The 20,084-nt window shown below is 62.6% G+C and carries 17 protein-coding genes; 3 read left to right on the forward strand and 14 right to left on the reverse strand.

Translation table 11 applies throughout. The annotated features are described in order from the left end of the window. Positions 1–427: 427 nt before the first annotated feature. The 7 genes from BLQ92_RS28050 to BLQ92_RS28080 all read right to left on the reverse strand — a co-directional run bounded on the left by BLQ92_RS28050 (position 428) and on the right by BLQ92_RS28080 (position 9,955). Positions 428–1,453, reverse strand: a complete 1,026-nt coding sequence (locus tag BLQ92_RS28050) for a M48 family metallopeptidase (protein ID WP_090689369.1) — start codon at positions 1,451–1,453, stop codon at positions 428–430. After that, positions 1,450–2,553, reverse strand: a complete 1,104-nt coding sequence (locus BLQ92_RS28055) for a YjgN family protein (protein ID WP_090689372.1) — start codon at positions 2,551–2,553, stop codon at positions 1,450–1,452. The genes BLQ92_RS28050 and BLQ92_RS28055 overlap by 4 nt, the downstream gene beginning before the upstream one ends. Positions 2,554–2,900: 347 nt before the next feature. Continuing rightward, complete coding sequence (locus BLQ92_RS28060; protein ID WP_090689376.1) at positions 2,901–4,106, reverse strand: aminotransferase-like domain-containing protein; 1,206 nt, start codon at positions 4,104–4,106, stop codon at positions 2,901–2,903. Between the two features lie 305 nt (positions 4,107–4,411). After that, a complete protein-coding gene (locus BLQ92_RS28065; RefSeq protein WP_090689379.1) occupies positions 4,412–5,584 on the reverse strand; it encodes an NAD(P)/FAD-dependent oxidoreductase in 1,173 nt (390 codons plus the stop codon). A 78-nt stretch (positions 5,585–5,662) separates the two neighbouring features. Beyond that, complete coding sequence (gene amaB, locus BLQ92_RS28070; protein ID WP_090689383.1) at positions 5,663–7,162, reverse strand: L-piperidine-6-carboxylate dehydrogenase; 1,500 nt, start codon at positions 7,160–7,162, stop codon at positions 5,663–5,665. A 243-nt stretch (positions 7,163–7,405) separates the two neighbouring features. Next, on the reverse strand, positions 7,406–8,293 hold the full coding sequence (locus tag BLQ92_RS28075) for a LysR family transcriptional regulator (RefSeq protein ID WP_090689386.1): 888 nt from the start codon (positions 8,291–8,293) through the stop codon (positions 7,406–7,408). A 255-nt stretch (positions 8,294–8,548) separates the two neighbouring features. After that, on the reverse strand, positions 8,549–9,955 hold the full coding sequence (locus BLQ92_RS28080; RefSeq protein WP_244106457.1) for an MFS transporter: 1,407 nt from the start codon (positions 9,953–9,955) through the stop codon (positions 8,549–8,551). Between the two features lie 555 nt (positions 9,956–10,510). On the opposite strand from BLQ92_RS28080, the gene flhD reads away from it, so the two are divergent. Beyond that, entirely contained in the window at positions 10,511–10,834 is a 324-nt protein-coding gene (gene flhD / locus BLQ92_RS28085) for a flagellar transcriptional regulator FlhD (protein WP_090689389.1), read from the forward strand. Positions 10,835–10,864: 30 nt separating this feature from the next. On the opposite strand, the gene BLQ92_RS28090 is transcribed toward flhD, so the two are convergent. Genes BLQ92_RS28090 through BLQ92_RS28110 form a run of 5 tightly spaced genes read right to left on the reverse strand, consistent with a single transcriptional unit; the run spans position 10,865 to position 16,345 of the window. Next, on the reverse strand, positions 10,865–11,671 hold the full coding sequence (locus BLQ92_RS28090; protein ID WP_090689392.1) for an HpcH/HpaI aldolase/citrate lyase family protein: 807 nt from the start codon (positions 11,669–11,671) through the stop codon (positions 10,865–10,867). Then, the gene (locus BLQ92_RS28095) at positions 11,668–13,044 is read right to left on the reverse strand and encodes an MmgE/PrpD family protein (RefSeq protein WP_090689395.1); all 1,377 of its coding nucleotides are present in this window, start codon (positions 13,042–13,044) and stop codon (positions 11,668–11,670) included. The genes BLQ92_RS28090 and BLQ92_RS28095 overlap by 4 nt, the downstream gene beginning before the upstream one ends. Before the next feature lie 40 nt (positions 13,045–13,084). Beyond that, positions 13,085–14,263 (reverse strand): CaiB/BaiF CoA transferase family protein, encoded by a 1,179-nt coding sequence (locus tag BLQ92_RS28100; protein ID WP_090689398.1) that lies wholly within the window; start codon positions 14,261–14,263, stop codon positions 13,085–13,087. 27 nt (positions 14,264–14,290) lie between these two features. After that, positions 14,291–15,454, reverse strand: coding sequence for an acyl-CoA dehydrogenase family protein (locus BLQ92_RS28105; protein ID WP_090689401.1), 1,164 nt, complete (start codon positions 15,452–15,454; stop codon positions 14,291–14,293). A gap of 48 nt (positions 15,455–15,502) precedes the next feature. After that, complete coding sequence (locus BLQ92_RS28110) at positions 15,503–16,345, reverse strand: HTD2 family dehydratase (RefSeq protein ID WP_090689404.1); 843 nt, start codon at positions 16,343–16,345, stop codon at positions 15,503–15,505. A gap of 233 nt (positions 16,346–16,578) precedes the next feature. On the opposite strand from BLQ92_RS28110, the gene BLQ92_RS28115 reads away from it, so the two are divergent. Further along, positions 16,579–17,364, forward strand: coding sequence for a 2OG-Fe(II) oxygenase (locus tag BLQ92_RS28115; RefSeq protein ID WP_090689407.1), 786 nt, complete (start codon positions 16,579–16,581; stop codon positions 17,362–17,364). Between the two features lie 65 nt (positions 17,365–17,429). On the opposite strand, the gene BLQ92_RS28120 is transcribed toward BLQ92_RS28115, so the two are convergent. Continuing rightward, positions 17,430–18,341 (reverse strand): LysR substrate-binding domain-containing protein, encoded by a 912-nt coding sequence (locus tag BLQ92_RS28120; RefSeq protein WP_090689408.1) that lies wholly within the window; start codon positions 18,339–18,341, stop codon positions 17,430–17,432. A gap of 141 nt (positions 18,342–18,482) precedes the next feature. On the opposite strand from BLQ92_RS28120, the gene BLQ92_RS28125 reads away from it, so the two are divergent. Further along, positions 18,483–19,577 carry a tartrate dehydrogenase gene (locus BLQ92_RS28125; protein WP_090689411.1) on the forward strand — a complete coding sequence of 365 codons (1,095 nt, stop codon included), beginning with the start codon at positions 18,483–18,485 and terminating at the stop codon, positions 19,575–19,577. Positions 19,578–19,655: 78 nt separating this feature from the next. On the opposite strand, the gene BLQ92_RS28130 is transcribed toward BLQ92_RS28125, so the two are convergent. Further along, positions 19,656–20,084 (reverse strand): helix-turn-helix domain-containing protein, encoded by a 429-nt coding sequence (locus BLQ92_RS28130; RefSeq protein ID WP_090689614.1) that lies wholly within the window; start codon positions 20,082–20,084, stop codon positions 19,656–19,658.

The following is a 20,084-nucleotide window of genomic DNA, read 5'->3' on the forward strand; positions in this document are numbered from 1 at the left end:
CTCAGGGCCCTGGCAGACAGCTTGTTCCCTCATAGGCCAGGGCTTTTCTGGTGCCGGTTACGGCCGGCACTCTTTTTCAATTTGCTTGAGACCCGATCCAGCGACCGGTTGCCGGAGAAGCGATGTCCCCTGAAGACGAGGCATTGCGCAGGAACTATGCCGCGCGTCGCCTGGAGTTATCCCCACTTTTTGTTCGCAAGCCTGTGGATATCCTGCGGACTCGTAACCCAAGTGTTTGATCGGGTTGGGATTGAATGCCGTGCTTGCAACAAGGCAATAGGCCCGCAAACGCGGCCAGGTTATCAACAGATAATGTTGGCAAGGCTGTGGATATCCTGAGCACGCCTTACGCAAGTGCTTGAGCGCATTGGATTTCGCCCCCATGCACGCCCGGCATCACATTTAGGGAGCATGGCGCCAGCTGCCCTCAGCGCTTCTCACACATCTGCCGCACGGCCTGCCATTGCTCGGCCGTCAACGCATGCTCGCCATTCGGCGAGCCCTGGTTCTGCTGCTCGCGCTCGATGGTAGGCGGATGGTCGGACAAAAAATCGACCGCCCCACCACCGTTGCCTTCACGCTTTGCCATCAGCGCGAAAAAGCTGGCCAGCCCGTCACTGCGCAACCCGCTCGCATGCAGATAAGCAACGCCATGCGCGTCCGCTGCGCTCTCCATCTTGCGGCTATACGAAAGGCCGACGAGTTGGCCCGCCAGCGACGACATATCGACATCCCAGCCATTGAAGCCAAGCATCGCGCTCGCGAGGCCGATGCCGGCTCGGCGAAACATCCCCTGCAGCGGGTCGCGGCTCGCAATATGCCCGGTTTCATGGGCTAGCACGCCGGCCAGTTGATCGCCATTTTCGACGCGATCGATCAGGCCGCGCATGACGACGAGACGCCCGCCAGGCAAGGTCAGTGCATTAACCGAGGCGTTGTCGATCACCAACAGGTGAACCGGTTGCGACACGCCCGCTGCGTGTGCGAGACGCGCCTCCAGTTGCTCGAGCGCGCGCTGGCCCGTCTCGTTGCGGCAGATGCGGCGATTCCCCACCACCAGCGGTTCGAACGCTTCGCCGAGCCGGTTCTCCGCACTGGCCGGCACGAAAGCCGCCGCGACCGCCGGCAGGCGCACCACGACGACAAACGCGGCCAGCAACGCGAACACGCCGACCGCTGCCCAAGCGAGACCACGCCACGACCTGCGGCGCGGCAGCCACTCAGGTGCGAGCGCAGTTGCGGCCGTCAGCAGACGTCCGGGTTCGCCCTTGCACGACACGCTGACGACACCATCCGGGTCCGGCTCGCCTACCCGCAAGCGCTCGCGCGGCCAGCGGGCCAGTTCGCCGTACGGCCCGGCGATTGCCAGATGCGTGGGACTCCAGCGTAGCGTCGCCACCTGAGCGGCGGCGCTACGTCCGTCGTAGTAGCGCGTGACGATGACCAGGCTCAGAGCGCCCCACCATGATCGAGAAGGTTCAACATGCCTTCACCGGTGCGCGGCGGCCGCTGGTTGCTCTGCTCCAGGGTCTGCGGATCAAGCGCGCCCTCGACCACCAGCGTGTCCGCGAGAAGCCGCAGCCCACGTTGCAGCGCAATCGGATAACCCAGGCCCAACGTGCAGAACACAATGACCAGATTGCCGGCCAGCACGCCCAGGAGACGAACGCCTGTCAGCGTACTGCCGAAGCGCAACTGCTCGCCGAGTCGGGTATTGCCCGTGACATGGCGCGTCACCAGCGCAAGGTAGAAGCACTGGATCAGCAGCGAGCCGACCAGCAGCAGCAGATAAAAGGCCAGCATCGGCATGAACACCTGCGCAGACACCTTGCCACCTTCGTGCAGCGGTCCCATGACCATAAAGAACAGCTTGATGCTGTTCAGAAAGATCAAACCAAGCACGACGACCAGCGCAATGATCCCTGCAAACGTCGCCAGAAAGGGACCATAGAGTTCACGTGCACGGCCCTGGAAATGAAATGTTTCGCTGCCGAAGCTGGTGGTGTTGATACGGCGCTCGGTCAGACGCATGGTGACCCACGGGGCCATTTGCCCCAGTGTCACGACCAGCAGCAAGCCGTACAGCAGGACATACGCGCCGTAGACGAGCGCGGAGCCACTCATACCGCCGCGAATTCCGCACCAGAGCGTGCGGCTCAGACGGTAGCGCTGCGCACTGTAAAAAGCCCCGGCCGCCGCGATAAAGATAAACACATACAGCGCCACGAGGGGCAAGGACGACAAGACGACACTGTGAGTCAGCTTCGTCAGCACCATGGTGAGAATCACCACGCCGATGATCGCCCCGGAAAATGTGGCGATCGCGAGAAGAAAACCCTTGAACAATTCGCCGCCCGTGCCGGTATATTCGAAACGCTCCCCCTGAAACTGCACACGCGACCAGACATAACGACGCGTGTTGGTGGTGGCCCAAAAACGGTAGATACCCAGGGTGACGATCTGCAACAGCAGATTCTTGATGAAAATTCCGTAAAGTTCACCGAGCTTGCCGTCGTAGCTCAAAAGCGGCTGCTTGCCGTTAGATGCGTTCATTTTATTCACAACCCCCGATTTGTTAATTGACCTCTTCCCCGGTGCCCGCCCGCTCCGAGCGCCGCCCGTACCTACTGGACGCAAGGCGATGTTCGAAGATGCAATAGGCTTTAATATTCAACGTCAATCAATGCCGATTGAATATTTCGCGTCCTGCAGCGGGTTCTGGTTTAAGCGGTGCACGCGATGATTACATGCTTTATGATTTTTTTAAACCGCATTTTAATCAGACCGATTCCCGAAAACTCCCGGCCGATTAAGTGGATTCTGAATAATGGGGTAGTCGCGCGTGGTTCGATGCAATCATCAATACGGGAGTGGAAATCAAGCGCGCTTCCTCTGGCCGGTTATTGAACTTGCTGCATCTCCAGCGCACGCTTGAGCCGCAATACGCCTTCTTCGATATCGCTCACACCCGGCGCTGCAAACGACAACCGCAACGACGCCAAGTCGACGTTGTCCTTATAGAACGCAACACCCGGCACGAACATCACGTTCTGCTCGATACACGCCTTCAGATACACCGACGCATCGTGTCCGCCGCTGAGCCGGCCCCACACGAACATCCCGCCGCTCGGACGGTGCAACGTAATCGCATCCTTTAGATGAGTCTCGAGCGCATCGCACAGCGTCGTGCATTTCAGCGCGTAGGCCGCGATGATCTGCGGCAGATGCTGTTCAAGCGCGCTGCTCGCGAGATACTCCGCTGCAATCGCCTGAGTCCAGGGTGAGCTGCACAGGTCCACGGTCTGTTTAGCGACCACACAACGCCGCAGAATCTCGGCATGCGCGATTGTCCAGCCCACGCGCAAACCCGGCGCCACGATCTTCGACAGACTCGAGAAATGCACCAGCCAGTCGCGCGAGCCGGGCACCTCGGCGCTCAACGCGAGCAGCGACGGCAACGCCTCGCCGGCAAAACGCAGATCGCCATACGGATCGTCTTCGACCACCAGAAACTGATAGCGCGCCGCCAGCTTCAGCAAGGCAATGCGCCGCTCATAGGAGAGCGTCGCGCCGGTCGGATTCGCAAAGGTGGGTACGGTGTAGAGCAGCTTCGGCACGCGCTTGAGCGTACCGCCTTCAAGCAAAGCCGCCAGCGCGGCCACGTCGAGACCGTCCTGATCGACCGGCACCGTCACCACCTCGGCCTGTTGCAGCTTGAGCGCCTGCAGCGTCGCCGGATAGGCCGGCTGTTCGACCAGCACGAGATCCCCCGCGCCCACCAGCACCCGCAGCAGCAGATCGAAGCCTTGCTGCGAGCCCGTCGTCACCAGCAATTCCTGCGGCGTACATGGCGTGCCACGGTGCGTCATTAGCTTCGCGAGCTCCTCTTTCAGAACCGCCAGGCCGTCGGTTGGACCGTACTGCAGACAAAGCGTGGTGTGTTGCGACGCACGTGCGGCCGCCGCGTCGAGACCCGCGCGGTCGAACAGATCGCTCGCCGGATAGCCGCCTGCAAACGAAATCATGCCGGGTTGAGCGAGGTACTTGAACAGCTCACGAATCGGCGAGCCAGTCGGTGCTTCGAACGCAGGCGTGAAGGTGTACATGGTGTCGTGGTGGTTGTGTGCCGGCGCGGGGTCGGCGTGGGGGTGGCAGATCTGGAGTTCGGTCTGGCGCGCGGATCAAAGCGCGGCTTAAAGCGCCTGTCGCGCCCCCAAGCCCGAAGACGGAACTAGCGTCGATTGTGGTCAGCAACGCTGCGCCCGGCAAACGATATCTAATCACTACGTTTTGAGTTTTCGGAATCACCCGGCCCGAACGAAAAAAACCCGGCACGGGACCGGGTTCAAACTACTGCATCCACCTGAAGGGACCGGGAGGATGGCGGGCAATGCAAGCGCGACAGGCGCGCCTACACCACATTCTTTTCGACAATCGGCCGGTTTTCGAGCAGGCGCTCAAAGTTGAGCGACGACAGATCCAGTGTCGTATAGCGGCCATGCAAAATCAGTTCGCTGACGCCGCGCCCGGTGGCGGGCCCCTGTTGCAGGCCGTGTCCGCTGAAACCGTTGGCGAAGATGCAGTTCGTCACATCCGGGTGAGGGCCGATGATCGCGTTCTGGTCCAGCACGTTGTACTCGTAGTAGCCCGACCAGCAGTTCTGCACGCGCAGCGCTTCAAATTGCGGCACGCGATGCGCCAGCGTTGGCCAGATCACTTCGTCGAATATCGCATGATCGACTTCGTCGAGCGGCAGATCGTCGGGATCATTGTCCGCGCTCGGCGAGGTACCGCAGATAAACGATTTGCCTTCCGGGCGGAAATAGACACCGCTCGGATCGATCAGCAGCGGGCAGTTTTCCAGATGTGCGGGCGAGCTGACGTTGAAAATGCTGCGACGGCGTGCGAATACCGGAAGGTCGATGCCGATCATCTGCGCAATCTTGCGCGCCCACGCGCCTGCCGCATTGACCACGACGTCGCAGGGGAAAGTCTCGCCGCTGGCGGTCACGACTTGCGTGACGCGCTTGCCGTCGCGCTGCAAGGCTGTCACGTCGTCGGCCACGTAGCGTGTGCCGAGCGCCTGCGCCTTCTTGCGCAGGGCCTGCACGAGGCCATAACCGTCGAACCAGCCCTCGCCGCTCTCGCCGTAAGCGCCCGCCACCAGATCCTCGGTATTGAGCCACGGGAAACGGGCCTGCAATTCCACCCGCTCGAGCAGACTGATATCGGCGCCCAGGCTTTTCTGCAGCGCGTGATTTTCGCGCAGCGTCGACTCGCCGGCCGGCGTGGCAAGGAACAGGTAGCCGCCTTCATGCAGATCGATGGAGGGCCTGGCACCGTCGATCTCGAGACGCTCGCCGATGGAGCGCAGAAACTCGATGCCGAACAGCGACATCTGGATCGAGAGCGGGGTCGAGAACTGCTGACGGATCGACGCGGCAGACAACGCCGACGACGAACGCGCATAAGTGGGATCGCGTTCGATTACGGTGACGCTCACCGTCGGGTCCGAAGCACGCAAAAAATACGCAATCGAGCTGCCGATCACGCCACCGCCGACGATTACGACTTTCGAACTCACGACAATGCTCCACCGAAAGCAGGGGCTTGCCGCGCGACGTGCGCGGCAAGCTTCACAGCAGATTGAGAGGGACTGCCTTTAGCCGATATTGAAGTCGATGCCTTGTGCCAACGGCAGCGCCGACGAGTAGTTGACCGTGTTGGTCGCCCGGCGCATATAGGCCTTCCACGAATCCGAACCCGATTCGCGGCCGCCACCGGTTTCCTTCTCGCCGCCGAATGCGCCGCCGATTTCAGCGCCGCTCGGTCCGATGTTCACGTTGGCAATGCCGCAATCGCTACCTGCCGCCGAGAGGAAACGCTCCGCTTCACGCAGGTCCGTGGTGAACACGCACGAAGACAGACCATGTGCCGCCGCGTTGTTCGCTTCCACTGCTTCGGCGAAATCCGTATAGCGCAGCACGTAGAGAATCGGTGCGAAGGTTTCCTTCAGCACTACAGCCGTTTGCGACGGCATTTCGACGAGCGCCGGGCGCACATAGTGGCCGCCTTCATAACCCTTCACTTCGACGCGCTCGCCGCCGAACACCTTGCCGCCTTCCGCGACCGCTTGCTGCAGCGCTTCCTGCATGCGGTTGAACGACTGCTTGTCGATCAGCGGGCCCATCAGCGTGCCCTTTTCGAGCGGGTTGCCGATCGGCACCTTGTTGTAGAGCTGCTTCAGACGCTCGACGGTCTGGTCATAGACGCTGTCGTGCACGAACAGGCGGCGCAGCGTGGTGCAGCGCTGGCCGGCGGTACCGACCGCGGAGAACAGGATGCCGCGCAGCGCAAGTTCGTGATCGGCGCTCTGCGTGACGATGCCGGCGTTGTTGCCGCCCAGTTCGAGCAGCGAGCGGCCAAAGCGCTTCGCCACTTCGACGCCCACCGTCCGGCCCATTTCGGTGCTGCCGGTGGCGCTGACGATCGAGGCGCGCGGGTCAGCCACCAGCTTGGCGCCGACGTCACGGCCACCGTTGATGAGCGCGGTGAGGCCCGCAGGTGCATCGCCGAATTCCTGCAGCGCTTCCGTGAGAATCTGATTGACGGCGAGAGCGGTCAGCGGGGTCTTTTCCGACGGCTTCCAGATCACGGCGTTGCCGCACACCAGCGCGAGCGCGGCATTCCACGACCACACGGCGGCCGGGAAGTTGAACGCGGAGATCACGACGCAAGTGCCGATGGGGTGCCACGATTCGGCCATGCGGTGGCCGGGGCGCTCCGAGGCGATAGTCAGGCCGTACAACTGACGCGACAGGCCAACCGCGAAGTCGCAAATGTCGATCATTTCCTGCACTTCACCCAGGCCTTCCTGGAGGATCTTGCCGGTTTCGAGCGTAATGATGCTGCCGAGCGCCTGCTTTTTCTCGCGCAGACGGTTGCCGAGCAAACGCACCAGTTCGCCGCGACGCGGCGCAGGCACGTTGCGCCATACATTGAAAGCCTGCTTCGCATTGGCGAGCGCCGCATCGACGTCCGCTACCGTGTGGCTGGCCACGCGGCCGATGAGCTCGCCGGAGATCGGCGAATGAACCGCGATGTCGCCGGCTTGCGCCGCCTGGGCGATGCCGAGATCGGCGAGGATGGTCGAAGCGTTCATATGAAGAATCCCTTTAATTTCCAATGCGAAACAAGAGTAAGTTCGGAAACTATACACGCGGGGTTTTATGGCGGCAAGCGCAATCGCGGCGGGGGCGGCGGCGAACGCCGCACGGCCGCTGGCCAAGTCGGCTCAGACGCTTGCAGAATATAGGATAGCCGGATTTGGCGGGGTCTGCGTCTGGCCCCGTCTACCTCCCTGAACGGGGAGGTTTTGTTTCTTATTGGAAAATTTCTCGGACGTTCAGGCATCCGCCATCAAGCGGTCAACCAGTTCCCGAGCGAACGGCGGTAAATCCTTGACGTTGCGCACGCAGATTTTCAGCTTGCGTTCGGCCCACGCATCGTTCAGGCGCACGAGGGCGATCTGCATGGTCTTGCCGTGGCGCAGCGCAACGGATTCCGGCACGATGCCAATGCCCACGCCGGCCTCGATCATCCGGCAGGCGGCTTCGAAATTGCCCACCTGGATGCGCAGCTTGAGCCGCACACCGAGCGTGTCCGCCGCGCTTGTCACGAATGCGTGGATCGCGCTGGAGGTGGGCAGGCCGACGAAGTTGTCGTCGAGCGTCTGCGCGAAATCGACCGAGGGCTCGCGCGCCAGAGCATGGTCCTTCGAGGTGACGAGGATCAGCCGGTCGTCGCGATATGGCAGCATCTCCAGATGCTCGGCGTGCACGTTGCCGGCGACGATGCCGATATCGGTCGCGCTATCGGCGACGCCCTTGACGATCTCGCCGCTCAAGACTTCGCGCAGGTCGATGTTGACGTCGGGATGATCGCGCAGGAAATGACTGAGGACGGTAGGCAGAAACTCGCTGATCGCCGTGGTATTGGCCCAGATCCGCACATGGCCCTTGATGCCTTCGCCGTACTCCTGCATGTCGCCGGCCAGGTGTTCGACCCGTTCGAGCACGAGCCGCGCATGGTGGACGAACGCCTCGCCGGCGGGTGTGGGCGTCACGCCCTGGCTGGTTCGATAGAGCAGCTTGAAGCCGAGTTGCTCCTCCAGATTCTTGATGCGGTTGCTCGCCGCTGGCGCCGAGAGATGCGAACGGTCCGCCGCGCGGGCGAGGTTCTTCGTATCGGCAATGTTGACGATGAGCCGCAGGTCTACAAAATCGAAATGCATGACGAAAGCCGATGAAGTGAGCGCGGGGTTGCCAGCGGCCGGCGGCCGAGGACCCGTGGAGGGCGACCGGCGGCAGACGCCCGCAACGCAAAGACCCATCTTAACTCCTGCCTTCACCACTGGTTCTGGCCACACGGCGTAAAACCAGGCACTCCCTGGAAACACTCACCTTACACGGCGCGTAACCCAAGCCAGACGTGGCCAAGCAAGCACTCCCTGGAAAGTCTCACCTTTAGATCGCGCGCGCCCGCATCCTCACACCCCCGCAGAGCGCTGCGTCGCGCCGCCCGCCGTCATTTCGACGCCGCCCGCCCCGTACATCTCCGAATCCGGCGAAATCTCTTCGAGAGTCTGTCGGCTCGTCTCGATACGCAACGCGAGAATCGCGGCGCTCATCAGCAGCAACACGCCGCCGACCATCGCCAGCACCCCCGTCACGCCGAAATGCGTATACAGCAGCAGCGCCACATAAGGCGTCGTCATCGAAGCAGCACGCCCGCAGGTTCCAGCCACGCCAGTGCCGCGCAAGCGATGCGCCGTGGGGAACAGTTCAGGGATATACCCGAACAGACCCAGCGTGCAGACCGTATAGATCGCGGTGACGAGCGCAAACCCGACAATCGAAATTTCTGCGGGCGAACGCATCTGTACATAGATCAGGGCCAGCACGATCGTCACCACGGAAAACAGCACGAGGCCGTTACGGCGACCCATCCGGTCCGTGACGAAATAGCCCACCACGGCGCCAAACGGCGCGCCGAACGACATCAGCAGCACAAAGCCGAGCGACTGCACAATCGTTAGCCCTTCCTTGACGAAGAAGGTCGGCAGCCAGGCCACAAAGCCGTACAGCGACATATTGATCGCCATGCAGGTGAGCGCGGCCACCAGCGTGCGGCCGATCATCCCACGGGCAAACAACGCCGACAGCGGCGCGGCAGGCACTTCGTGGCTCACCACGCGCGCGACCGGCGGCAACTTGCCGACCCTTGCCTCGACCTCCCGCTCGATGGCGGCGACGGTCGCCTCCGCTTCATCGAGGCGGCCCACCGTTTCGAGCCAGCGCGGCGACTCCGGCATGCGGTGGCGCAGGAACCAGACAATCAGCGCGCCGACGCCGGCAATCGCAAACATGTAGCGCCAACCCAGGTGCGGAATCACCCAATAGCCGACTGCTGTCGCGCCGAGCAATCCCGAGTTGATGATCAGCGCCAGCAGCGAGGTCCAACGCCCACGCGTGGCCGGCGGCACGAATTCGCACAGCGTGCCGGCCGCCACCACCAGTTCCGCGCCGAGCCCAACGCCCATCACGAAGCGCAACAGGATCAACCAGTAGATGTCCGGAGCAAAGCATGCGGCCAGCGAAGCGAGGCCGAAGATCGCCAGGTTCGCCTGATACGAATAGCGCCGTCCGAAACGGTCGCCGAGATAGCCCGACAGGCCCGCGCCGATCATCATGCCCATGAAGGTCGCGGAGATAAAAAACGAACCGAACCGTAAATCGGTGAAGCCGGTTTTGACCATCGCGGCGAGCGAGCCGTTGGCGAGATAGATATCGAACGCGTCGAGAAACGCGCCGGCACCGATCAGGCCGAGGATCTTCCAGTGAAAACGACTGATAGGCAGGCGGTCGAGCCGCGCGCCGGAATTGACGGTAGCCAAGTTTTTGTCTCCTTTGTCGACCGGAGTTAGCGCTTTAGCGCTTACTCCGGTCCCATGCAACATGGTTGTGCGGTTGCACCCGCAGGTTCGAAGAAGCTTGCGTGGCCGTCTTGGGTGGCGTGACGGCTCTGCTGCAAGCCTCAGTGTGGCGTGGCTTCGATCGGCCTTCGCCTGACCAGGCTAAGAGTGCAATAGCCGGCTCATGGAAGGAATTCGCATTGTTGGAAGCCGGTGTTTTGCTGAGGTTAATGACGGTGGCGGGTCGGGATAAACCCAGGGCCTGGAGCCTGAAGCAACCCCGGAAAATGGACGCCTCAAGTCACCACGCCACCCTTTCATTAACCTATCACCGCGCAGCGCTACTTTCTGCCGCCACATCTTCTTTTGGAGCGATCCGATAGCGCCAACCAATATGCATAAGATTAAGTTCGCACGTTTTCTCCCCACCCTGCTCTCTATACTTGCGGCGTTCCACGGACGAGCACGCGTCGCGAGGGGTAAAAGGGCAAACGGCAGGAAATGCCGACGGGTAATCGGGGTTCGGAAGCAGCCAAAATGGACCGTAGCAAAGAGACGCTGGACTCGATCCGCGAAATCAATTTGTCGTACCTCATGCTCGCGCAGCAGATGCTGCGCGAGGACAAGGCCGTCGGGATGTGCCGGCTGGGGCTGTCGGCGGAACTCGCCGACCAGATTGCCGGGCTGTCGCTCGCACAAATTCTCAAATTGGCCAGCGCCGACCAGCTTTTATGCTGGTTCCGCTTCAACGACCATGCGATGCTCTCGGCGCTGACGCAGGCCACTAAGGGAATGGAAGTGTCGCGCACTCATGCAGCAGCAGCGCAACGGGAAGTGCCGACGGCGACAGACGCGGCCTGAAGAGGAGCGAAGTCACGTGGTCTCTTCCGTTTAGCCCCGCCCGAGAATCCGCTGAGCCTTGAGGATCACCGGCAGATCGACCATCTTGCCGTCGACGGCCACCGCCGCCCCTTTGCTCGCCTCCACGGCCTGCAGCACCCGCGCGGCCCATGTCTTCTCGGCCTCGCTCCATGCATACGCTCGATGCACCGCCTCAAGCTGCTTCGGATGGATGCATAGCTTGCCGCCGAAGCCGAAGCGGCGACCACGCCGGGCGTCGGCTTCGATGGCGGCGGCATCGTCGATCGTGGTCGACACGCCATCCACCGGCGCACCGATTCCAGCCAGCCGCGAAGCCAGCACGATCTGCGAGCGGAACAGATGCAGTTCCTCGCCATCGCCGTCAATGCCGAGATCGATCTGGAAATCGAGCGTCCCGAACACAATGCGCCCCACCCGGGACGCTGTACACAACGCCGTCAGGTTGGCAAAACCGCGGGCGGTTTCGACGATCGGCAGCACGCCCACAGCGGCATGTGCGTGAGCCAGTACCGCGCTCACCTGCTCCTGCGTTTCCGCCTTCGGCAACACCACGCCTGCGATACCCGGATGCCCTACAAGTGCGGCGATGTCGTCGCTGAACCAGGGCGTGTCGGAGCCGTTGATCCTCACCCACGCCGGTCGCGCGGCATCGGCGGCTGCCAGTACGGCATCGCGTGCGGCCGGTTTTTCTTCGGGCTGCACGGCATCTTCGAGGTCGAGGATCACGGCGTCCGCGCCCGAAGCACGCGCCTTCTCGAAGCGCTCCGGGCGGTTGCCCGGCACAAACAGGTAGGAACGCGGCAGCGCCGTGCTCATGCTGTAACCTCGTCCGCAAATACCGTGTCGACGCGTGGCTGCAATGCGATCTGCCACGCGTGATCCAACAGTCGCGATGTTTCTTCCTCCGAAGCCGCGCCGGAAAACGCCGCCAGCCGCCGCACCTTGCTCGCCAGCTCGGCACGCGTCAGCGTATTGCCGGGGTCACCTTTCGGCTCATCCACGCGGCCGTGCAGGGTGCGGCCGTCGCGCGTTTCGACCGTCACCTTGCCGATCCAGCGAGCCGGATAAGCGGTGTCCACTTCCGCGTCGAAGGCCATCTCAACCTTGTCGCGGAAGGCCGCAATCGCGTCGGCGTCAAAGCCTTCCTCGAACTCGGTCACGCCTGCATAGCCGTGATACGCGACGAGTCCCAGAACGGTGCCCATGTTGAACTTCGCCTGATGCACGGTGCGCGGCGTGACGACGGCCCCCAACACATCGATTGCGCCTTGATGCACGTGAGCGGTGACCTTCACGATCTCCTGCGGCGCGAGCGCATATTGCTGAACCACCGCGAGCAACGCATCCGCAGCCGGATGCGTATGGCGGCAGGCCGCGTGGTACTTGAACGACGTCTCGGCGGTAGCCCAGCGGCCGCCCAGGCGGTCGACAAGGCGCGCGGGATCGGCGTCGCTCGACATGCCCGCCGCCATTCCCTGCGCGCCTTCAAGAATGTGCGTCGCGCCCTTGAAACCGTCGGCGGCGAGCTGGGCCGCCATCAGACCGTTGGCCGCAGCCATTGCGGTATGCAGTTGTTTCGAATCCGCCGCGTCGCGCAGAAATTCCCACAAGCCGCTCGCCTGGGTGCCCGCCGAGCCAAACGCATCGAGCATCTGCGTGGGCGTCAGGCCGAGCAGCCGTCCTGCGGTGGCCGCTGCCGCGAGCGTGCCCGCGGTGCCAGTGGTATGGAACACCTTGTAGTGCGAGCGGCCGAGGAACTCGCCAACGCGAATCCCCACCTCATACCCCGCTACCGCCGCCGCGATGAATTCGCGTCCCGAGGCGCGGTTCGCTTGTGCCAGCGCGAGCGCCACCGGGAATACCACGGTCGCCGGGTGAAACACCGAGCCGTTATGCACGTCGTCCTGCTCGGCGAAGTGCGAAGCCGCGCCGTTCACCATCGCGGCGAAGTACGGCGTGGTGCGGCTGCGATCGATCAGGACCTCGCAAGGGTCATCGGCTAGACCGCCGCCCGCCTGACGCGCAAAACGGGCGATGGTTTCGACGGGACGTGCGCCCTTGCCGGCCAGCGCCGAGCCTAGCCAGTCCACATAAAGATTGACGGTGCGCTCGACCACCGCGTGGGGGATGGAGTCGAAGTCCAGTTGCGCGGCGAACGTCGCCAGTGTGCGGCTTGGATGATCGGTCATGATGGAAACGGTTTCGCGTTGAGGGGGTGGGTGCGCCGACTCAAATCGTACCGGCGGCGCGCAAGGCGTCGATCTGCGCGCTGTCGTAGCCAAGCTCGCGCAAGATCGCATCGGTGTGTTGGCCGAGCGCCGGCACGGGGTCCATGCGCGGTTCAAAGCCGGCAGGCAAGCCCGGTGGCAGCAAGGCGGGGATCATCCCGGCAGGCGTGCCGACTTCTTGCCAACGCTCGCGTGCCTTTAGTTGCGGATGCACCCATACGTCGGTCAGCGTGTTCATCTGTGCGTTGGCAATACCGGCCGCTTCCAGCCGCTCGATCACTTGCGTAGCGGTGAGCGACGCAAACGTCTCGACGATCACCGCACGCAGCGCGTCACGCGCCGCAGTGCGCCGGGAATTCGAGGCGAAACGCGGATCTTCAGCCAACTCGGGTTGTTCAAGCACCTGCTCGCAGAACAGCTTCCATTCACGCTCGTTCTGCAGGCCGAGCATGACCGTCTTGCCGTCGCCGGCGGGGAACGGACCGTAGGGATAAATCGTTGCGTGCGCCGCACCCGACAGCGCCGGAGGCGTCTGGCCATCGATCGCGTAATAGAGCGGATAACCCATCCACTCAACCATGCTCTCGAGCATCGACACGTCGATGCGGCAGCCGCACCCCGTGCGCGAGCGCAGCAGCAACGCGCTGAGGATGTTCGAATATGCGTACATGCCAGCGGCAATATCGGCGATCGAGCAACCGGCCTTGGCGGGCTCGCCGGGCGAACCGGTAATCGAGAGGAAACCGGATTCGCTCTGGATCAGCAGGTCATAGGCCTTCTTGTCGCGATACGGACCATCCGCGCCATAGCCGGAGATGTCGCACACAATCAGCTTCGGATACTTTGCGCTCATGGCCTCGTAGCTGAGGCCCAACCGGTCCGCTGCGCCAGGCGCCAGGTTTTGCACCAACACATCCGCGTCGGCGACCAGCGAGTCGAGAATCTTCTTGGCCTCCGGCCGCTTCACATCGAGCGCGAGGCTTTCCTTCGAGCGGTTAGTCCAAACGAAGTGCGAGGACAAACCCTGCACCCGCTCGTCATAGCCACGCGCGAAATCGCCGACGCCCGGCCGCTCCACCTTGATCACCCGAGCGCCGAGATCGGCAAGCTGGCGCGTACAGAACGGCGCCGCGATGGCATGCTCGAGTGTGACGACCTTGATACCGTCTAGAGGTCTCATCTGCGCTTCACCTTCCAAATCAGAACATCAGAACGAACGCGGCAAGCCGAGAATATGTTCGGCGACGTACGAGAGAATCAGGTTGGTCGAGATCGGCGCTACCTGGTACAGCCGGGTTTCGCGGAACTTGCGCTCCACATCGTATTCGCACGCAAAGCCAAAACCGCCGTGGAATTGCAAACACGCGTTGGCCGCTTCCCATGACGCATCCGCAGCCAGCAGTTTCGCCATGTTCGCCTGAGCACCGCAGGACTCGTGCGCATCGAAGCGCCGCGCCGCTTCGAAACGCATCAGGCTCGCGGCTTCGACGTTGACGAAGGAGCGCGCAATCGGAAACTGCACGCCCTGGTTCTGCCCGATCGGGCGGCCGAACACGACACGCTCCTTCACATAGGCGGACACCTTGTCGACGAACCAGTAGCCGTCGCCGATACACTCCGCGGCGATCAGCGTACGTTCGGCGTTCAGGCCGTCCAGTATGTATTTGAAGCCCTGGCCTTCTTCGCCGATCAGGTTTTCCACGGGGATTTCGAGGTTATCGAAGAACAGTTCGTTGGTCTCGTGATTGACCATGTTCAGGATCGGCTGCACGGTCAGGCCGTGACCGATCGCCTCGCGCAGATCGACGATGAAAATCGACATGCCTTCGGATTTCTTCTTCACATCGGCAAGCGGCGTGGTGCGGGCGAGCAGGATCATCAGATCGGAATGCTGCACGCGCGAGATCCACACCTTCTGGCCATTGATCACGTAGCGGTCGCCGCGCCGCTCGGCGGTCGTCTTGATCTTCGTGGTATCGGTGCCGGTGGTGGGTTCGGTTACGCCCATCGATTGCAGACGCAATTCGCCGCTGGCGATCTTCGGCAGATACTTGAGCTTTTGCTCCGCTGAGCCGTGCCGCAGCAGCGTGCCCATGTTGTACATCTGCCCGTGGCAAGCGCCCGAATTGCCGCCGGCCCGGTTGATCTCCTCCATGATGACCGACGCTTCGGTCAGCCCCAGACCAGAGCCACCGTACTCCTGCGGAATCAGCGCGGCGAGCCAGCCCGCTTTGGTCAGCGCATCGACGAAGGCTTCGGGATAGCCGCGCGCCTCGTCGATCTTGCGAAAGTATTCGCCTGAAAACTGCTGGCACAGATCGCGCACGGCTTCGCGAATGTCCTGGAAAGAATCGGATTGCGTCGTTTGCATGAGGTGTTCAGGAGAAAGCAGTGAAGTTCAGCGGTGCTTCGGTGCGCTTCAGGCCAACGCGGCCGTGGCGCGCATCGTTAGATAACCCTCGTGGTCTTTCGCCCACAGGTCGATGGTCTTGCCGTCCTCGGACGGCTGGCCGCAGACGGTGAACGGGTGGTTCGCATAGGTAGGGCGTAGCGCCTTGAAGGCGAAGCTCTGCAGCGTGGCCTCGGGCAACTCGCGACGCACGAGGTCGACCAGCAAGGTCGCAATCAGCGGGCCATGCACAACCAGGTCCGGATAACCCTCGACCTCGGTCACATACGGATAGTCATAATGAATACGGTGGCTGTTGAAGGTCAGCGCCGAATAGCGGAACAGCAACACCGGATCGGTATGAATCGTGCGCAGCCACGTTTCGCCTTCGGGCGCAGGCGCCGCTTTGGGCAGCGGGGCATCGGGATGCGGCGCATCGCGATAGACGATGTCGTGCTCCTCCTCGATCTTTAACTCGCCACCAACCTCGATGCTGTGCTGCACCGTGACGAATACGAGCCGGCCCGAGCGGCCGGTTTTGTCCTCGATATTGGCAATGGTCGAAGTGCGCACCGCACGCTCGCCGACTTTCAGCGGCTCATGGAATGCGAGACGCCCACCGGCCCACATCCGGCGCGGCAACGGCACCGGCGGCAGAAAGCCGCCGCGCTTCGGATGACCGTCCGGCCCCGCTTCCGCCAACGGCGAAACCGGCAGGAAATACAGCCAGTGCCACATAGGCGGCACCACATCGCCCGTCTCGGTCCGGTCTAGCGTCGCCGCCAGCGCGTTGAGCGGAAAGGCGGTGATGGTGTCCTTGACGACCTCCTGCTTGTCGAGCCAGGCATCGAGGTTCTGGGGAGAAGCGGACATGGGCGGCACTCCGGAAAAGCTAAATAGGGTCTTACTATGAACCTGATGGAGCGTTCCGCGAAGTTCGCATTTCGGAAGCGCGTCTTTGGTTTTGCTTAAGGCCTTTTGCTTTCAAACTCATGACTCCGGCCAAGGCGCGGAGTTCCACCGAATTGGAGAGCAAGACCCGGGGTGTCTGGCGACGCAAACCTTCCTACACTGGGCCTACCTTGACGCAGACTCCGGAGCCTTGCATGAACACCGTCCTGAAGCACATTCCCGAAGGCGCACTCGTCGCCGATACGCTCGCCGTTTCACCTGACTTATCGAGCGCAGAGGTGGCGCGTCGCGTCGAGGCGGTGGCATGGCCAGACGTCGAGCAGGATCTCGACCAGCACGGCAGCGCGCTGATTCACGGTCTCTTGTCGGCACAGGAATGCGATACGCTGGCCAACCTCTATTCGCGCGACGAGTTGTATCGCAGCCGGGTAGTGATGGCGCGTCACGGCTTCGGTCGCGGCGAGTACCAGTACTTCGGCTATCCGCTGCCGGATCTGATCGATACGCTGCGCCGCAACGTGTATCCGCACCTCGTGCCGGTGGCCAACCGTTGGAACAGCATCATGCACATCGACACGCGTTACCCCGCGCAGCATGCCGAATTCATCCAGCGTTGCCACGACGCCGGCCAGTTACGGCCGACGCCGCTGATCCTTCAGTATGCAAAGGACGACTACAACTGTCTGCATCAGGATCTGTACGGCGAGCACGTGTTTCCGTTACAGCTCGCCATCCTGCTCTCCGAGCCGGGGCAGGACTTCACCGGCGGCGAGTTTGTGCTGACCGAGCAGCGGCCGCGCATGCAGTCACGCGTCGAAGTGATGCCATTGCGCAAAGGCGATGCGGTGGTGTTCGCGGTTCATCATCGCCCCGTGCAGGGCACACGGGGCAGCTACCGGGTCAATCTGCGGCATGGCGTGAGCCGCCTGCATTCGGGCCACCGTCACACGCTCGGGGTAATTTTTCATGATGCGCTGTGAAAGGCACGCGGGTTTGACGCAAGGCTGACGCACAGAGCGCCGCCGGGTCAGTGTTCAACGCCGCGTCAAACCGCGCCACCCTTCCACGCCTTGAACTCTTTGACCAAAAAGTCCACACAGGCCCGCACTTTCGCCGAACTCGCGCGGCGCTCCGGATAGACCGCCCAGACATTCGCCGGCTGGGACGCCTGCGGCAACACCTGCACCAGCGTGCCGTTCGCCAGCAAGGGCGCGACGTCCCAGATCGAGCGCAGCACGATGCCGTACCCCTCCACTGCCCATTGCACGGCAATCTCGCCGTGATTGGTCGACAGCGGCCCGGTCAACTTCAACTGCGACTCCTTGCCGTTGACCGTTAGCCGCCACACGCCGAACGGGTGGTCGCGTTCCTTGATGACAAGGCAGCGATGCGCAGCGAGATCCGCAAGCTCGCGCGGCTTGCCATGACGTTCCAGATACGCAGGCGACGCACACAGCACGCGATGATTCGCCGCCAGCTTGCGCGCGATCAGATGCGGCGCGATCTCGTCGCCGATGCGCACATCCAGATCGAAGCCTTCCGCCGCCACATCGACGATCCGGTCGAACAGATCGAGACGTACGTTCATCTGCGGATACGCCGCCGACAAGCGCGCCACCGCCGGCGCCACCACATGCCGCCCGAAGCCGAAGCTGCTGGAAATGCGCAGCGTGCCGCTCGGCGTGCGCTGCGTCGTGGAGACGTCTTCGACCAGATGCTCGACATCATCAAGGATTTTCTCGGCCCAGGCGAAGACCTGCGCGCCGGCCTCGGTGAGCGTCACGCGCCGGGTGGAACGGTGCAGCAAACGCGTGCCGAGATCGGCTTCCAGCATCGCAATACGCTTGCTGACGAAGGCGGGCGAGACGTTCAGCAAGTCCGCGGTGGCGCTGAAGCTGGCGTGCCTGGCGACGGCACAGAACACACGCAGGTCGGCGAGATTGGGCGTTTTATTCACGATTCGTGGAAAGTGGATTAACCTGCAAAGGGCTGCCGCGCGTCGTCAGTATGCATAGAATGGGGTAGTCGCGCGGCTTATCCACCGCGCCGCGCATCGTTTTGGCTCTACCACCCCACGCCATTCTTCTGGACGTTCGACATGACCAGCAAACAGCATCGTATCGCCGTGATTCCCGGCGACGGCATCGGCAAGGAAGTGATGCCGGAAGCCCTCCGCGTCCTCGACGCGGTCAGCCACCGCTTCGGCATCCAACTCTCGTACAAGCAGATCGACTGGGCCAGTTGCGACTACTACGCGCAGCACGGCCAGATGATGCCCGACGACTGGAAAGCCCAACTCTCCGATTGCGACGCCATCCTGTTCGGCGCGGTCGGCTGGCCCGACACCGTGCCCGATCATATTTCGCTGTGGGGGTCGCTGCTCAAGTTCCGCCGCGAGTTCGACCAGTATGTGAACCTGCGCCCGGCGCGCACCTTCGAAGGCGTGCGCTCCCCGCTCGCCGCGCATAACGCCCAGGGCATCGACTTCTTTATCGTGCGCGAGAACACCGAGGGCGAGTATTCGTCGGTGGGCGGCAAGATGTTCGAAGGCACCGAGCGCGAAGTCGTGATGCAGCAGTCGATTTTCACGCGCCACGGCACTAACCGCGTACTGAAGTTCGCCTTCGATCTCGCGCAGCGCCGTACCCGCCGTCACGTGACGGTGGCGACCAAGAGTAACGGCATTGCCATCAGCATGCCGTGGTGGGATGAACGTGCGGCTGAAATCGCCGCAACGTACCCGGATATCACATGGGACAAGCAGCATATCGACATCCTGTGCGCGCGCTTTGTGCTGCAGCCACAGCGCTTCGACGTGGTGGTCGCCTCCAACCTGTTCGGCGATATCCTCTCGGATCTCGGTCCAGCCTGCACCGGTACGATCGGCATTGCGCCATCGGCGAACCTGAATCCGGAGCGGCGTTTTCCGTCGCTGTTCGAACCAGTGCACGGCTCGGCGCCGGATATCGCGGGGCAGCATATTGCCAACCCGGTTGCGATGATCTGGTCGGCGGCGATGATGCTCGACTTCCTCGGTGAAGGTGCGGGCGCTGAACACGATGCGCATGAAGCAATCGTGGCGGCGATCTCCGACGTCTTGAAGCAAGGGCCGCGCACCCGCGATATGGGCGGAGAAGCATCGACGGGTGAGATTGGTGCTGCGATTGCAGAGCGAGTCGCAAACCACGCTTAGTACGCGCAAGGGGCCGCCTCGCGCGGCCCTACGCTTACCGCTCGATCTCGATCTAACTACCCGATATAACTGCGCGATCTAACTGCGCGCCGCCAGATACGCACTCGGTGTCGTACCCACCGTGCGCTTGAAGTGCCGCCCTAAATGGCTCTGATCGAAGAAGCCCACCTCCGTCGCCACGATCGACGGCGGCAAGCCCCTACGCAGCAGGCGCTGCGCGTGCCGGACGCGGACCATGCACACGTAGCGATGCGGCGAGATCCCCACCTCCGCGCGAAATAGCGCCGCGAAGCGCGACACGCTCAGCTCCGCCTTGGCAGCGAGCGTCGCGAGCGTCACCGGCTGGGCGAACGAGGCTTCGATAAATTCGATCGCCCGCTCGATGGGCCGCGTCGCGCGACGCGACGCCCCGAGCGTGTTATCCAGCGTCAGCGATAGGTCCAGCCGCTCCCTGATGGCGTCGTCGGCAAAGAGGTCTGCGTGGTCATCCAGAAGAGCGGTCAGCAT

Source organism: Paraburkholderia phenazinium, assembly GCF_900100735.1.
GTDB lineage: Bacteria > Pseudomonadota > Gammaproteobacteria > Burkholderiales > Burkholderiaceae > Paraburkholderia > Paraburkholderia phenazinia.